The organism is Nonomuraea sp. NPDC001636, assembly GCF_040298265.1.
In the GTDB taxonomy this organism is placed as follows: domain Bacteria; phylum Actinomycetota; class Actinomycetes; order Streptosporangiales; family Streptosporangiaceae; genus Nonomuraea.
Map to the genome: position 1 here is coordinate 120,765 of NZ_JBEOZT010000012.1, position 14,835 is coordinate 135,599.

Below are 14,835 nucleotides of genomic sequence, written 5' to 3' on the forward strand. Positions count from 1 at the left end.
GGCGTGTCCAGGAAGCGCTCAGGCGCTGTGGCCGTCCTGGGACGGGTCGACGTACGTGATCTCCTGGATGGCGGCGACGTCGGCGAAGCCGGCGATCGTCAGGACGGGTTCGAGCACCGGGTTGGCGACGAGCCGGATCCGCGAGGCGTGCGTGAACAGCACGGTCAGGCCCGCGCTGTCCAGGTACTCCACCTCGCTCAGGTCGACGAGCACCATGCTGTCGCCGGTTCGGGCCAGCGCCTCCTCCAGGGCCCCGGCGTTGCTCATGTCGATCTCGCCGGCGGCGGCCAGGACCTGGGTGCCGTCGGGTCGCGTCGAGGTCGCAAGGGTCAGAGGGGTGGTCATGAGCTGATCCTCGCATGCATGTCGACGGTGGTACCGGCCGCGCCGGGTTCGATGGTGACCTCGTTCATCAGGGCGCGCATGAGCGCCACGCCCCGGCCCCGGTGCGGGTTCGCCTCCGGCTCCGGAGGCTTCCAGCGGCCGGTGTCGGCGACGGTGAGCCGCAGGTCGCCGGGGGTGGCGACGGCCCGCAGGCGGATCGTCCGGCCGGGGGCGTTGCGGTGGCCGTGCTCGATCGCGTTGGCGCACGCCTCCCCCGCCGCCACGAGCACGTTCTGCACCAGCGAAGGGGCCAGCTGGCAGCGGGCCAGCCACTCCCGCAGGGCCGAGCGCACGGGGGCGAGCTGGCTGGACTCGGCCGGGAAGTCCACCTCCAGCGGGGCGGGCTGGCGGTAGAGCAGCAGCGCGACGTCGTCGTTGAAGCCGCCGTCCGGGGCGAGGGAGGACATGACGTCGCTGGCCAGTTCCTCGATCGGGGTGGACCGTCCGACCTGGACGGCGGTGCTGGCCTCGCCGATGCCCGCGGTCAGCGGACGCCGCCGCCGCTCGACCAGCCCGTCGGTGTAGAGCAGCAGGGTGGACCGGGGCGGCATGGTGCACCGGGCCTCGGTGCGCCCGCGGGACGACCGTACGGCCAGCGGGGTCGAGCGGCCGCCCTCCAGCAGCTCGGTGCTGCCGTCCGCGTGGGCCAGGATGCCGGGGGGATGACCGGCGCTGGAGTAGACGAGGTCGCCGGTGGCGGTGTCCAGGACGCCGCAGAAGACGGTGGTGCACCTGGCGCCCGGGACGAGGGCGGCGAACCGGTCGAGCGCGGTGAACACCTGGGCGGGCCCGGCGTCCTGGAGCAGCAGGGCCCGGCAGGCGCTGCGCAGCTGTCCCATGACGGCCGCGGCCTCCAGCCCGCGCCCCACGCAGTCGCCGACGACGATCCCGATGCGCTCGCCGGACAGCGGCACGATGTCGTACCAGTCGCCGCCGACCTCCAGCGGGCTGGTGGCCGGCTCGTAGCGCACGGCGAAGCCGCTGGGCAGCCGGGACGGGCCGAGGATGGCGCGCTGGAGCGCCACGGCCGCCTCGCGCTGCTGGTCGAGCTGGTGCACCCGGTGCAGGGCCTGGCCCAGGTGGCCGGCCAGCAGCGCCAGCAGGGTCTGGTCCTCGTGGGTGAACGGCCGGTTCTGGCCCAGGTCGATCCAGACGGCGAGCAGGCCCTCGGGGTGCTCCAGGGTGATGCCGGCCCCGTCCGTCTCGGAGGCGACGGCCCGCAGGGGCGGCTGCTCGCGCAGGCCCGCGAGCTTGGCCCGCACCTGTTCCGGCAGGTCCTGCCAGGCCGGGCCGGACGGCGCGGCGACCGGGCCGCGGGAGCCGTCCTCGTCCCAGACGACGGCCGCGACCTGCCGGGCGTGCCAGACCTCCTGGAGCGCGTCCAGCCCGCCGGCCAGGGCGTCGTTCAGGTTGCCGGCCTGCGAGACGCGCAGGCCCAGCGCGGCGAGCGCGCTCTCGCGCTGCACGAGGTAGTGCTCGGCGGTCACGTCCCGAAGGGTGCCCACGACGCGGCGCCGCCGGGTGTCGGGGTCGCTGACCGAGTTGAACGTGACCGCGACCCACACCTGGTGCCCGTCGCGGTGGGTGACGGGGATGACCGCGCTGCCCCTGCCCTCGCCGACGAGCCGGCCGAACGCCTCGGCGACCAGGCCGTGGGCCTGCGGGTCGCGCTCCTCATCCGGCCACCAGGGGTGCCGGGGGCGGTAGGGCAGGCCGTCGGGGCCGTAGCCGAGGATGTCGGTGAACGCCGAGTTGATCTCGATCACCGCGCCGTCCTCGTCGGTCACGAAGAACGCCTCCTGCAAGGAGTCGATCATGGCGTTGCGCCAGCGGGTGTGATGGTTGCGCAGCCGCGCCAGCTCCACATTGGCCCGCGCCCGCGCCAGCAGCTCGGCCGCGGAGAACGGCTTGACCAGGTAGTCGTCGGCGCCCGCCGCCAGGCCCTCGATCGAGGCCTCCTGCCCCGCGCGCGCCGACAGCAGCAGCACCGGCACCCCGGCGGTACGCGGATCGGCCCGCAGGGCCGCGACCAGGGCCAGGCCGTCCAGGCGCGGCATCATCACGTCGCTGACCACGAGGTCGGGCTCCTCGGCGTGCACGGCGTCGAGCGCCTGCAGGCCGTCGCCGACGGCGGTGACGTGGTAGCCGGCGCCCTTGAGCAGCCGGACGAGGTATTCACGCATGTCCCGGTTGTCGTCGGCGATCAGCACCCGGGCCGGCGGGCCGGCGCTCGGCCCCTGGGAGCCGCCGCCGTCCGCCGAGACGTCCGAGGACGTCCCCGCCCCGGTGACGTCGTCCTCGGGCAGCCAGCGCAGCGCCTCCTGCACGAACGGCTCGGCGCCGGACGAGACCGGCTCCGCCGGGCGGGCCGGCACCAGGCTCCCGGGCGGAAGGTGGTCGGCGCCGAAGGGCAGCCGGATGGTGAAGGTCGTGCCCTTGTCCTCGGCGCTGTCGGCCGTGATCGTGCCGCCGTGCAGGCCGACGAGCTCCTGGACGAGAGCCAGCCCGATGCCGCTGCCCTCGTTGGAGCGCGAGCGGGCGCTCTCGATCCGGTGGAACCGTTCGAACAGGCGCGGCAGCTCCTCGGCCGGGACGCCGATGCCCGTGTCGGAGACGGTCACCACGGCCTGCCCGTCCCGCCCGCCCACCCGGACGGCGATCGAGCCGTCGAAGGTGAACTTCAGCGCGTTGCTCAGCAGGTTGAGCACGACCTTCTCCCACATGGTCCGGTCGATGTAGACCGGTTCGTCCAGCGGCGGGCAGTCCACCTCGAAGGACAGGCCGGCCTTGTCGACCGCCGAGCGGAAGACGCTGGCCAGGTCGGCGGTCACCGCCGCCAGGTCGACCGGCTCGTAGCGGGCCTGCATGCGGCCGGCCTCGATCCGGGAGAAGTCGAGCAGCGTGTTGACGAGCCTGCCCAGGCGCAGGGCGTTGCGGTGGACGACCTCCAGGTCCTGGCGCACCTCGGGGGCGGCGCCGGCCAGCGTGTTCCGCAGTTCCTGCACCGGGCCCATGATCAGGGTGAGCGGCGTGCGGAACTCGTGGCTGATGTTGGAGAAGAAGACGGTCTTCGCCCGGTCGAGCTCGGCCAGCTCCTCGGCCCGCCGCTGCTGGGCCTGGTAGCTGCGGGCCGAGGAGATGCCAGTGGCGACGTGCCCCGCGGCCAGCTCGACGAACCCGCGGTATCCGTCGTCCAGGGCGCGGTAGCGGTTGAGCGCGGCCACCAGGAACCCGTACGGCATGCCTCCCTGCTGCAGCAGCGGCATCACCAGCGCGTGCGTGGGCGGCTCCGGCCAGTCCCCCGGCGGCAGCCCGGCGTACGGGGCCGCGTCGAGCGCCACGAGCGCCGGCTCGCCGCGGGCCGGGGCCTGGACCGGCCACACCGCGTCCGGGCCGCCGGGCGGGACGACGGCCGGGGCGGCCGGATGCCCGGCGGGCAGCCCGGTCGAGCCGGCCAGCCGCGCCCGGCCGTCGCCGTCGAACAGGTAGGTCAGGGTGAAGGGCAGGTCCTGGAGGTTGCGGCCGAGCTGGCGGCAGGCGAAGGCGAGCATCTCCTGCTCGGTGCGGACCACGCTGGGGTCGGAGCCGAGATCGCGCAGGGTGGCCATGCGGCGTTCGCCGATGACCCGCTCGGTCTCCTCGCTGACCACGCAGAGCATGCCGACCACCGAGCCGTGGTCGTCGCGCAGCGGGCTGTAGGAGAAGGTGTGGTACGTCTCCTCCTGGTAGCCGGCTCGCTCCAGGAACAGCAGCAGCGCCTCGTCCCAGGTCGCCTTCCCGGTGGCCAGGACGGCGTCGATGCGCGGGCCGATGTCGTCCCAGATCTCCGCCCACACCTCGCGGGCCGGCCGGCCCAGCGCCCACGGGTACTTCTGGCCCAGCGTGTCGCGGCGGTAGGCGGCGTTGCAGAAGAACGTCAGCTCCGGCCCCCACGCCATCCACATGGAGAACCGGGACGACAGCAGGATGCTGACCGCCGTCTGGAGGCTCTGCGGCCAGTGCTCCGGGCGGCCGAGCGGGGTCGCCTCCCAGTCGACCTCGGCCAGGTCGCGGCCGACCTCGTCGTCCACGGTGAAGATCCCGGCACCGCCCGCCGCCGCCGGCCGCCGCTCACCGTGGTCGTCGTCTGTCATCCGGCTCCCCCCTCGTTCGCTGCGGGCGCGCCTACCCCGCGTGGCGCCGGTGATGCCGCCGCGGCCGTGGACCAGCAGGTCAGGTATCACCTCGACCGTAGGTAGAATAGGGCAAATCACTCCGGGGGTCGGGCCTCCGCCCCTGCTCGGCGCCTGTGCCGGCGGAGCGAGCGGAAGGAGCCGGACGTCAGCACCGCCGATGACACGCACCGCGCGGCGGCCCTCCAGCGGCACGAGCTCCCCGCCGTGCCGGGCCGGGCGACGCTGGACCGGGTGGCCTCGCTGGCGGCGCGCCTGTTCCACGCCCCCATGGCGACCGTGACGTTCGCCGGCGACGAGGGGGTGCGCCGGGTGGCCGCCCACGGCACGCCGGCCGGCCCGTTCCCCGGCGGTTGCGAGGAGAGCCTGTACGCGGCCGTGCTCGCACGGAGCGAGGTGTGCGTGATCCCGGACGTCGCGGCCGACCCGGCGCTGGCCGCCGATCCGCCCGGTGGGACCGGCGTGCGCTTCTTCGCGGCGGCCCCGATCACCGTCCCCGACGGCCGCTGCGTGGGCAGCGTCAACGTCATGGACGTCCGCCCCCGCCAGGCCGCGGACGAGGACGTCAGCGCCCTGCGGGACCTGGCCGCCCTGGTCATGGACGAGCTGGAGCTGCGCCTGGCCGCCTCGCGCACCCTGGCCACCGAGCGCGCGTTGCGCGCCGACGCCGAGCGCCTGGCGCGCACCCTGCAGCAGACGCTCGTCCCGCACACCCTGCCGGAGGTGCCGGGCCTGCGCGCGGCCGCCGCCTACCACCCCGTCTCGGTGGACGAGGTCGGCGGCGACTTCTACGACCTGTTCCCGCTCGACGGCAACCGCTGGGCGTTCTTCCTCGGGGACGTCTGCGGCAAGGGCGCCGACGCGGCCGTGCTGACCTCGCTCGTCCGCTACACCCTGCGCGCCGCCGCCGTCTACGACCCCGACCCGTGCGCGGTGCTGGCCAACCTGGACGCGGTCCTGCAGCAGGAGCACGCCGGTCAGGTGATGCCGCCGCCGTACTGCACGGCGGTCTTCGGCGTGCTCGACCCGGTGGCAGGCGGCTTCGAGGTCACCCTGGCGGGCGGCGGGCATCCGCCCTCGCTGGTGGTGCGCGCCGCAGGCGCGATCGAGTCCGTCCATCCCGAGGGCGGGCAGCTCATCGGCATCCTGCGCGACCCGTACTTCGCCCAGGTGAGCACCCGCCTGGGGCCCGGCGACGCCCTCCTGCTCTACACCGACGGCCTGACCGAGGCGCGCACCGGCACCGGGGCCCGGCTCGACGAGGAGGGCCTGGCCGCCTACCTGGCCGCCGCCGCCCCCACCAGCGCCGACGGCCTGCTGGCCACGGTGCACAAACTGATCACGACTCTCGGCGACGGCGTGTCGGACGACACCGCGGTGCTCGCCCTGTCCGTCCCCGCCCGCTCGACGGGCGTCCCTTCTGAGGAGCCCCAGTGCAGCACGACCACGGTCTGACCATCACCTCTCAGCCCCACTCGGGGCGCATCCGCGTCCTCACGGTGGCCGGCGACCTGGACCACCACACGTCCCCCCGCCTGCACGAGGCCCTGGACGAGCTCGGCCTCGCGCCGGGCGACGGCCTGGTGATCGAGATGTCGGGGCTGCGGTTCTGCGACTCCACCGGCATCTCCGTGCTGGTCAGCGCCCATCAGCGGGCCCAGGACGCGGGCGCCCGCCTGGCGCTGGCCGGGCTCAGCCCGGACATCGAGCACCCGTTCAAGATCATGGGGCTGACCCGCCTGCTGTCCTTCCACGACGACGTCGACAAGGCCGTCGCCGCCCTGCGGTGAGGCGCTAGCTGGTGGCCCGCCAGGCGAGCGAGAGGCCGGTGGCCGCCCGTTCGGTACGGATCTCCATCATGGTGCCCAGGATGGTGGCGTGGTCGGACACGACGGGAACGCCGTCGGGCGTGTAGGTGATCCGGGTGCTGACCAGCACGGCGCTGCCCTCGGGCTCGTGCAGGCGGCGCGCGGCGGCGGCGTCGAGCAGGCCGGGCCCGACCACCTCCGAGGCACGGGCGACCGCCACCCCCGCGTCGGCGAGCGCCGCGTAGAGGGAGACGGCGGTGAAGTCGCGGTCGCGGATCTGGTCGGCCACCGGCCTGCGCACCCAGGACACCTGATGGACGGCCGGCCGCCCGGCGAACTCCCGCACCCGCTCCAGCCGCAGAGCCGTGTCGCCGGGACGCAGCCGCAGCTCCGCGGCGATCTGGTCGGGGGCCCGGCGCATCGCCCGCCCGGCCACCACGGTCCGCACGTCATGGCCCTGTTCCCGCAGGTCGTCGGCCAGGCTGCGAAGCGAGCCGAGCTGGTAGGCCAGGTGGGGCGGGGCCACGTACGTGCCCTTGCCGGGCCGCTGCACGATCAGGTGCTCGTCGCTGAGCTCACGCAACGCCTGGCGCAGCGTCATGAGGGTGACCCCGTAGGAGGCGCTCAGCTCCCGTTGCGGAGGAAGCGCCTCCCCGGGGGCGTAATGGCCCGACCGGATCTTCGCGGCGAGGTCGGCGGCGATGGCGCGGTATCTCGCCTCGTGCCCGGCGTCGGGGGTCATCGTGGTGCGTCACTCCTGGTCGAGGGCCTTCCGCAGGGTCGCGACGAAGGCCCGCAGGTCGTCCGGACCGGCGCCGTCGAGCACCCGCCGCATGACCGCGGCGCCGACCACCACTCCGTCGGCGTGCCGGCCGGCCTCCCGCGCCTGGTCAGGCGTGGAAATGCCAAATCCTAGCAAGATCGGCCGGTCGGTGCTGCGTCTGAGCCGCGCGGTGAGCTCCGCCGCCGAGGCGGCCAGGGTGGCCCGCTCGCCGGTGGTGCCCATCAGCGACACCGCGTAGACGAATCCGCGGCTGCGGCGGGCGATCTCGGCCAGCCTCGGCTCCGGCGTCGCCGGTGAGGCCAGCAGGACCAGGTCGATCCCGGCGGCGGCGGCCACGTCCGCCAGCTCGTCCGCCTCGTGCACCGGCAGGTCGGGCACGATCAGGCCCTCGACGCCGGCCCGCCGGAGCGCCGCGCAGAACGCCTCGGGCCCGTCGTGCAGCACGAGGTTGTAGTAGGTGCTGGCGATCAGCGGCACGCCCACGTCCCCGGCCTCGGCCAGGTCGGCGAGGATCCGGCGGGTGCTCGCCCCCCGGGCCAGCGCCGCCTGGCTCGCCTGCTGGACGGTGACGCCGTCCAGCGTGGGGTCGGAGAAGGGCAGGCCGACCTCGACGGCGTCCGCGCCGGCCGCGGCGAAGGCCCGCAGGTAAGCCGTCCAGCCGGGCGTGATGCCGCCGGTGACGTACGGCATGAGCAGGGCGCGGCCGGTGTCCCGGCGGGCACGCAGGTGGCGCTCGACCGCGCCGGGGGTTAGGATGTCGGTCACAGCAGCTCCTTCAGGGCGGAGACGTCCTTGTCGCCCCGGCCCGACAGCGTCATCAGGACGGTCGATCCGGCGGGCAGCTCGCCGCCGGCCGCGCGGATCACCCAGGCCAGGGCGTGCGCCGATTCGAGCGCCGGGACGATGCCCTCGGTGCGCGCCAGCCGCAGCGCCGCGGCGACGGCCTCCTCGTCGGTCACCGTGACGTACCGGGCCCGGCCCAGTTCGCGCAGGTGGGCGTGCTCGGGGCCGACGCCCGGGTAGTCGAGCCCGGCGGCGACGGAGTGGGCCTCGACGATCTGGCCGTCGTCGTCCTGCAGGAACAGCGAGCGGCAGCCGTGCAGGACGCCGAGCCTGCCGCGGGCCGCCCCGGCGCCGCCCTCCGCCTCGACGCCGACGAAGCGCGCCGTGGTGCCGGCGAAGCCGGCGAACGTGCCCGCCGCGTTGGAGCCGCCGCCGACGCACGCGACGACGTGGTCCGGCACGCCGGTCGGCTGGCCGGCCGCGAACTGGGCGCGCGCCTCCTCGCCGATGACCCGCTGGAACTCCCTGACCATCCACGGGTAGGGGTCCGGCCCGATGACCGAGCCGACGCAGTAGTGGGTGTCGCCGGTGACGCCGACCCAGTGCCGCATGGCCTCGCTGGTGGCGTCCTTGAGCGTGCGGCTGCCCGTGGTGACGGGGACCACCTCGGCGCCCAGCATGCGCATGCGGAAGACGTTCAGGCCCTGCCGCTCGATGTCGCGCTCGCCCATGAAGACGGTGGCCTCCAGCCCGAGCAGCGCGGCGGCGGTGGCGGTGGCCACGCCGTGCTGGCCCGCTCCCGTCTCGGCGATCAGCCTGCGCCGTCCCATCCGCCTGGCGAGCAGCGCCTGGCCCAGCACGTTGTTGATCTTGTGGGAGCCGGTGTGGGTGAGGTCCTCGCGTTTGAGGAGGAGCCGCACACCCAGCTCCCCCGACAGCCGGCGGGCCGGGGTCAGCGGGGTCGGCCGCCCGGCGTGCAGCGCGAGCAGTTCGGCCAGCTCGCCGCGGAAGCCCGGGTCCGCCCACGCCTGCCGGAACGCCTCGTCCACCTCGCGGCACGCCTCCACCAGGGACTCCGGCGCGTACCGGCCGCCGTACTCGCCGAACCGGCCGCGGGCTCCCGGCTCGCCCATCAACCCGGCCGCCGGGACGGGCTCGCGCAGTGGCGTCGCTTCTCGCATCCTGCTCACCTCGTTCTATAACTCTGACAAGAGTTCTATAACAGTGAGTGTGACACGGCGACGGCGGCCGCGCCACCCCGGCCGCGGCTACGTCGCGGCGAACGGGGAATCTGGCACTTCCGAGTCGGAGGAGATCGTGATGAGCACTGAGGAGAGCGAGGACGTGCGTCACGGGTGGGTGGACGACGTCCCCGTGGCCTGGATCGAGCCGGCCACCGGCTCCGGCGCGGCGGCGAGAGCGCTCGGCAGCTGACCGAGCGCGTCCTGGGCGACTTCCGGCAGGAGATGTGGCCGCTGCTGGGCCGTACGACGGTGGAGTGCGTCCGGGTCCTGGACTGGGCGGTCGCCGAGCTCGGCGCGGGGCCCGGCGCGGTCGCGGGCGGGGTGTCGATGGGCGGCGACTGCGCGGTGGCGCCGGCCGGGCTGGACCACCGGGTACGCAGGGCGGCGGCCGTCGCGGCCACCGCCGACTGGACCCGTCCGGGCATGTGCGCGCTGGACGACCCGGCCCGCCTCCTGCCGCAGGGGCACGCGGGCCGCAATGCCCAGTGGTGGTTCGACCGGCTGAACCCGCTCACCAACATCGGCGCCTACGCCCACGGACCGGCCATCGCCTTCGAGTGCGGCGCCGACGACAGCCACGTGCCGCCGCAGGGCGCCCTGCGCTTCCGCGAGACGATCGAGCACGTCTACCCGCGGCACGCCGGCCGGATCAGGGTGACCGTGCACCCCGGAACGGGCCACCTGGACGCGGCCCGCGACCCGGAACTGACCCGCCGATGCGTGACCCGGCTCGCCCGGCCCGACGGGCAGACATAGCCGCGGTCACGCCGGATCGGCGTCGGGGACGGCGTCCAGGAGGCGGGCGGCGAGGGCGCGGACGTGCCGGACGAGCTCGGGCGGCTCGTGCACCTCGAACGGCACGCCGAGCTGCGCGACCCACATCGCCAGCTCGTCCAGCGAGTGCGACCCGGCGGACAGGACGCAGGAGCCCTCGCCGGCCGGCTCGACCACCGCCATGGTCGGCGGCATCCGGGCGGCGACCACGTCCACCGGCGCCCGCACCGTGAACCGCCCCTGGTAGCGGTAGGGATCGACGGAGATCCGCTCGGAGACGTAACGCACGAGGTCGGCGGCGGGCGGCTCCCGGGGCGTGAAACGCGGGCCGTTCGGGGTGTGCAGCCGCAGCCGGTCGACGCGGAACGTGCGCCAGCCCGCCCGGCCGGTGTCCCAGGCCACCAAATACCAGCGGCGACCCGAGTTGACCAGCCGGTACGGCTCCGCGGCACGGCGATCCCCGATGCCGTCGTGGGAGCGGTAGTCGAACCGCAGGCTCTCCCGGCGGCGGACCGCCGCGGCGATCGCCGTGAGCGCGGCCGGGTCCACCGCCTCCGCCGCCCCCGCCAGCGGGACCGTCACCGAACGCAGGTCGCCGACGCGGTGCCGGAGCCGGGCCGGCAGCACCTGTTCGAGCTTGGCCAGGGCCCGGACCGAGGTCTCCTGGATGCCGGTCACGCCGGAGACCGCCGCCGTGCCGAGCCCGATGGCGACCGCGACCGCCTCCTCGTCGTCGAGCAACAGCGGCGGCAGCCCGGCCCCGGCGCCGAGCCGGTATCCGGCCGTGCCCGGGGTGGCGTCGACGACGTAGCCGAGCTCGCGCAGCCGGTCGACGTCGCGGCGGACCGTGCGGGGCGAGACGCCGAGCCGTTCGGCCAGCTCGCCGCCCGACCACTCCCTCGGGGTCTGCAACAGCGACAACAGGCGCAACAGCCGCGCCGACGTCTCCAGCATGCCGTCCATCCTAGGACCGAACCTGTCCTAACCCCTGCCTATGGTCATGGACATGAACGACGACCCGCGCATCCACCCGTTCCGCATCGACATCCCGCAGGCCCAGCTGGACGACCTGCGCGCCCGGCTGGCGGCGACCCGCTGGCCGGACGAGCTGCCCGGCGTCGGCTGGTCCTACGGCGTCCCGGTGGGCTACGCGAAGAAGCTGGCCGAGTACTGGCGCACCTCGTTCGACTGGCGGGACGCCGAGCGGCGGTTGAACGCCTTCGAGCAGTTCACCACCCCCATCGACGGGCAGAACGTGCACTTCCTGCACGTCCGCTCCCCCGAGCCCGGCGCGCTGCCGCTGATCGTCACGCACGGCTGGCCGGGCTCGGTCGCCGAGTTCATGAACGTCATCGGCCCGCTCACCGACCCGGCGGCGCACGGCGGCGACCCGGCCGACGCCTTCCACGTCGTCGCCCCCTCCATCCCCGGCTTCGGCTTCTCCGGCCCCACCACCGAGCCCGGCTGGGACCTGGAGCGCGTCGCGCGGGCGTGGGCCGAGCTGATGGACCGCCTCGGCTACCCCCGGTACGGCGCGCAGGGCGGCGACAGCGGCTCGGTGATCTCGCCGATGCTCGGCCGCGCCGCGCCAGGGAACGTCGTCGGCGTGCACGTCAACGGCGCGCTCGGGTTCCCCAGCGGCGACCCGGCCGAGCTGCGGGAGCTCACCCCCGCCGAGCTCGCCCGCCTCGGCCAGTACCAGGACCAGGACCAGGCCGGTTACGCGATCATCCAGGCGACCCGGCCGCAGACCCTCGCGTTCGGGCTGCACGACTCCCCCGCCGGGCAACTGGCCTGGATCGTGGAGAAGTTCAAGGAATGGACCGACCCCGCCCGCGAGCTGCCCGAGGACGCGGTGGATCTGGACCAGTTGCTCACCGACGTGAGCGTCTACTGGTTCACCGGGACCGCCGCCTCCTCCGCCCGCCTCTACAAGGAGGGGCAGAAGGGCTGGGGCGCGGTGGCCGAGTACTCCGCGCTGCCGCACGGCGTCGCCGTCTTCCCCGGGGACGCCGGGGTGCGCCGGATCGCCGAGCGCGAGCACAACGTCGTGCACTGGTCGGAGTTCGACCGCGGCGGTCACTTCGCCGCCATGGAGGCCCCCGACCTGCTCGTCGAGGACGTCAGGACCTTCTTCCGCCCCCTGCGCTGATGCCTCGGGCCGCCGCGGCGCGGGCCGCCGGGACCGGGGCGCGCCGCCGACGGTCAGCCCAGCCGGGATCGTGCACGACCCGTGAGCCCAGGTCGGCGTCGTGCACGAGGGTGGCGGCCTGCACCCGGTTGGCCAGGGCCGGCTTGCTCAGCACCCGGCTGACGTGCGCCTTCACCGTGGCCTCCGTCAGCCTGAGCTCCCGGCCGATCTCGGCGTTCGACAGGCCGCGGGCCACGGCCCTGATCACGTCCTCCTCCCTGGCCGTGCCGTCAGCGCCGCGAGCCCGACGCCCCGCGGTCAGGCGGAAGGGCGGATGGCCCCTGGTGGTCCTGTCACCCGGCATTACGCTGCCCCGCGCGACGATGACCTCGCCGGCCGAGGAGTTCGCCGCCCGCGGCTACCTGGTGGCGGCCGTCGAGCACACCTACGAGTCGGTCGCCACCACCTTTCCCGACGGCCGGACCGTCACCTTCGAGGCCGGCAAGGCCGGTCAGACCCCCAAGACGGGCGAGAAGGTGGCCCGGGTCAGGGCCGCCGACCCCGAGTTCGTCCTCGACGAGCTGGACCGGAGCAGGGCTGGAACGCGCTGATCGACGAGGGGCGCATCGCGATGGTCGGACACTCGAACCCCGGCACGAGCCGAGCTCCGGCGCCCCCGACGGCTCGTGGGACACGTTCTGGCCGCACGTGACCGGTGACTGGAAGCGGTGGCTGACCGTGACGGGGGCCGAGCACATGTGCTTCATCGACAGCGCGGTGCTCCAGCCGCAACTCGGCTTGCCCAAGGCCGCGATCGACGGCGAGCGCGCCGTCGCGATCACCCGCACGTACGTCACCGCCTTCTTGGACCTGCACCTCAAGCACAAGCCCGCCCCCCACACTGGTCTGAGGTGCGCTTCTGGTAACCACAGCCGGGTCCGCGGCCGAGGCGGTGTCCGGGCAGTGCGCGGTGCGGCGGGATGAGAGTGCCAGGGACGGCGGCCATCTCCAGGTCGGCCAACCGGCAGGAGCCGGCCCGCCCGGTGATGACGTTGTTCGGCGTCAGGTCCCGCAACACGGAGCCCCGCTCGTGCACGGCAGGTTGTCGGTCATCGCCCGGTGTGCCGGAGGATCGCGGCGGAGATCCGGGGAATCACCGGCGGCGGGAACCCGTGCCCCATTCCCTCGATGGGCAGGAACTCGCTGCCGGGAATCGCCGCCGCCAGGGCCTTGCCGTGAGCGAAGGGCGCCATGGGATCGTCCGAGCCGTGAATCACCAGAGTCGGAGCGGTGATCGAGCCGACAAGCCCGGAACGGTCGCGGGAGGCGAAGGCCGCGAGGATGTGGCTCTTCGAGGCGTGGCTCGCCTCGGTGGCGTTCTCGATCTCCCGCTCGATGATCGCGCGCGTGGCCCCCTCGTCGAACGCCGTCAACTGTCCGGCGAGAATGCGGGCCAGCTTGAGATGCGACTCGACGTGCTCCTCCCGGGTGCGGGGCGGGTTGGCGATCTGTTCGGCGTCCCAGGCGGCCAGCCGTGGATCGCGTTCCGTGCCCCGGAAGGTGTTGGTCGCGGGGTCGAGGGGCTCGGCGCTCGACATGATGACCGTCAGGCTGCGCAGCCGGTCAGCGTGTTCGAGCGCGATCTCCTGGGCGATCATGCCGCCCATCGACGCGCCGACCACGTCCGCCGTGGCGATGCCCAAGCCGTCGAGCAGGCCGACCGCGTCCTGGGCGAGGTCGACCATGGTGTACGGATTGGCCTCGTAATCCACGCGGCCGGACAGCCCGGTGTCCCGGTTGTCGTAGCGGATGACGTACCGGCCTGCCTCCTGGAGAAGGCGGCAGAGCTCGTCGGGCCAGGTCGCGCCTCGGGCGCCGAGCCCCATCACCAGCAGCAGCGCGGGATCGGCCGGATCACCGAACGTCTGGCACCACAGACGGATCCCGTTGGCCTCGACTGTGCGTTCCCTCATGTTCTGCCCCTCGTTCTGGCTCGCACCAGTGGCGACGACTGGCGCTACGACGTCCCGTACGAGGACGAGCACTCACGGACCATGCGCCGCCCCCATGGAAAAAAGTATATACACGTTAACTTTTTACTTGATCCAAAGCCGTCACAATGCAGTCGGCACATGCAGGACGGCGAGCATCTGGGCCCGCAGGTGCACACTCAGCGCCCGGACGTCATCGCTCAGCCGGGCGGCGAGCACCGCCGTCACCATCCCCATGACGGAGGTGACGGCGACCCGCGCCGCGAGGTCCGACAGCTCCGGCCGTACCTCGATCAGCAGCCCGACCCACTCCTCGCGTATCTGCCGCATCCGGCGGTTGAGCCGCCGCCGATCCTGCTCCGGCAGCCACAGCAGCTCGGCCTGCATGATCAGAGTCAGATTCCGGTTCTCGACGGACGACCGGGAGAACCAGTCCACCAGGGCGATCAGCGCCTCCTGCGGGTCCCGGTCCCGGTCGGCCAGCGCGGCCTGCGTCCCCTCCTGCAGGCGTTCCAGCGACAACTCGATCAGGGCGAGGAGAATGGCCTGCTTGCCGGGAAAGTGCCGGTAGACCGCCGGTCCGGAGATGCCCACCGCGGCCCCGATGTCGTCGATCCCGGTGTCGGCGTAACCACGCTCGACGAAGAGCCGGGCCGCCTGCAGCAGGATGACCCGCTTGCGCACCCCATGTTTGCGCCCCTGCGAGATGAGGGACTCCAACTCGTCGGACTCGGCCACACGCGTACCTCTCTGCAAGAAACGGC

General features: G+C 73.8%; 14 protein-coding genes and 1 pseudogene. 6 read left to right on the top strand and 9 right to left on the bottom strand.

The genetic code is table 11. From position 1 onward, the window contains the following. Window positions 1-18: 18 nt before the first annotated feature. Window positions 19-345 carry an STAS domain-containing protein gene (locus ABT158_RS23270; protein WP_352356538.1) on the bottom strand — a complete coding sequence of 109 codons (327 nt, stop codon included), beginning with the start codon at window positions 343-345 and terminating at the stop codon, window positions 19-21. Next, the gene (locus ABT158_RS23275) at window positions 342-4,517 is read right to left on the bottom strand and encodes a SpoIIE family protein phosphatase (protein WP_352356540.1); all 4,176 of its coding nucleotides are present in this window, start codon (window positions 4,515-4,517) and stop codon (window positions 342-344) included. Before ABT158_RS23275 ends, ABT158_RS23270 begins: the two co-directional genes overlap by 4 nt. A 246-nt stretch (window positions 4,518-4,763) precedes the next feature. On the opposite strand from ABT158_RS23275, the gene ABT158_RS23280 reads away from it, so the two are divergent. Together ABT158_RS23280 and ABT158_RS23285 are read left to right on the top strand one after the other, a co-directional pair. Then, window positions 4,764-6,011 carry a PP2C family protein-serine/threonine phosphatase gene (locus ABT158_RS23280; protein ID WP_352356542.1) on the top strand — a complete coding sequence of 416 codons (1,248 nt, stop codon included), beginning with the start codon at window positions 4,764-4,766 and terminating at the stop codon, window positions 6,009-6,011. Beyond that, entirely contained in the window at window positions 5,990-6,346 is a 357-nt protein-coding gene (locus tag ABT158_RS23285) for an STAS domain-containing protein (protein ID WP_352356544.1), read from the top strand. Before ABT158_RS23280 ends, ABT158_RS23285 begins: the two co-directional genes overlap by 22 nt. A 4-nt stretch (window positions 6,347-6,350) precedes the next feature. Here ABT158_RS23285 and ABT158_RS23290 read toward each other — a convergent pair whose 3' ends face one another. Genes ABT158_RS23290 through trpB form a run of 3 tightly spaced genes read right to left on the bottom strand, consistent with a single transcriptional unit; the run spans window position 6,351 to window position 9,112 of the window. After that, window positions 6,351-7,106 (bottom strand): GntR family transcriptional regulator, encoded by a 756-nt coding sequence (locus ABT158_RS23290; protein ID WP_352356546.1) that lies wholly within the window; start codon window positions 7,104-7,106, stop codon window positions 6,351-6,353. A gap of 9 nt (window positions 7,107-7,115) precedes the next feature. Continuing rightward, complete coding sequence (gene trpA / locus ABT158_RS23295) at window positions 7,116-7,913, bottom strand: tryptophan synthase subunit alpha (protein WP_352356548.1); 798 nt, start codon at window positions 7,911-7,913, stop codon at window positions 7,116-7,118. After that, entirely contained in the window at window positions 7,910-9,112 is a 1,203-nt protein-coding gene (trpB, locus tag ABT158_RS23300; RefSeq protein ID WP_352356550.1) for a tryptophan synthase subunit beta, read from the bottom strand. Before trpB ends, trpA begins: the two co-directional genes overlap by 4 nt. 285 nt (window positions 9,113-9,397) lie before the next feature. Here trpB and ABT158_RS23305 point away from each other — a divergent pair, with 285 nt between their 5' ends. Further along, window positions 9,398-9,931, top strand: a complete 534-nt coding sequence (locus ABT158_RS23305; RefSeq protein WP_352356552.1) for a hypothetical protein — start codon at window positions 9,398-9,400, stop codon at window positions 9,929-9,931. 6 nt (window positions 9,932-9,937) lie between these two features. Here ABT158_RS23305 and ABT158_RS23310 read toward each other — a convergent pair whose 3' ends face one another. Next, window positions 9,938-10,903 carry a helix-turn-helix transcriptional regulator gene (locus tag ABT158_RS23310; RefSeq protein ID WP_352356554.1) on the bottom strand — a complete coding sequence of 322 codons (966 nt, stop codon included), beginning with the start codon at window positions 10,901-10,903 and terminating at the stop codon, window positions 9,938-9,940. Between the two features lie 52 nt (window positions 10,904-10,955). Here ABT158_RS23310 and ABT158_RS23315 point away from each other — a divergent pair, with 52 nt between their 5' ends. Next, window positions 10,956-12,101 carry an epoxide hydrolase family protein gene (locus tag ABT158_RS23315; protein WP_352356556.1) on the top strand — a complete coding sequence of 382 codons (1,146 nt, stop codon included), beginning with the start codon at window positions 10,956-10,958 and terminating at the stop codon, window positions 12,099-12,101. Window positions 12,102-12,195: 94 nt separating this feature from the next. Here the strand turns inward: ABT158_RS23315 and ABT158_RS23320 are convergent. After that, window positions 12,196-12,360, bottom strand: a pseudogene (locus ABT158_RS23320) (response regulator transcription factor); the annotation flags it as partial. 4 nt (window positions 12,361-12,364) lie between these two features. Between ABT158_RS23320 and ABT158_RS23325 the strand changes: the two are divergent. Together ABT158_RS23325 and ABT158_RS23330 are read left to right on the top strand one after the other, a co-directional pair. Continuing rightward, entirely contained in the window at window positions 12,365-12,691 is a 327-nt protein-coding gene (locus ABT158_RS23325) for an alpha/beta hydrolase (protein WP_352356558.1), read from the top strand. 97 nt (window positions 12,692-12,788) lie between these two features. Beyond that, window positions 12,789-13,064, top strand: coding sequence for a hypothetical protein (locus tag ABT158_RS23330; RefSeq protein WP_352356560.1), 276 nt, complete (start codon window positions 12,789-12,791; stop codon window positions 13,062-13,064). Between the two features lie 125 nt (window positions 13,065-13,189). Here ABT158_RS23330 and ABT158_RS23335 read toward each other — a convergent pair whose 3' ends face one another. Both ABT158_RS23335 and ABT158_RS23340 read right to left on the bottom strand, forming a co-directional pair. Next, entirely contained in the window at window positions 13,190-14,125 is a 936-nt protein-coding gene (locus ABT158_RS23335; RefSeq protein WP_352356562.1) for an alpha/beta fold hydrolase, read from the bottom strand. 69 nt (window positions 14,126-14,194) lie between these two features. After that, window positions 14,195-14,809, bottom strand: coding sequence for a TetR/AcrR family transcriptional regulator (locus tag ABT158_RS23340; RefSeq protein WP_352356564.1), 615 nt, complete (start codon window positions 14,807-14,809; stop codon window positions 14,195-14,197). Window positions 14,810-14,835: the final 26 nt, after the last annotated feature.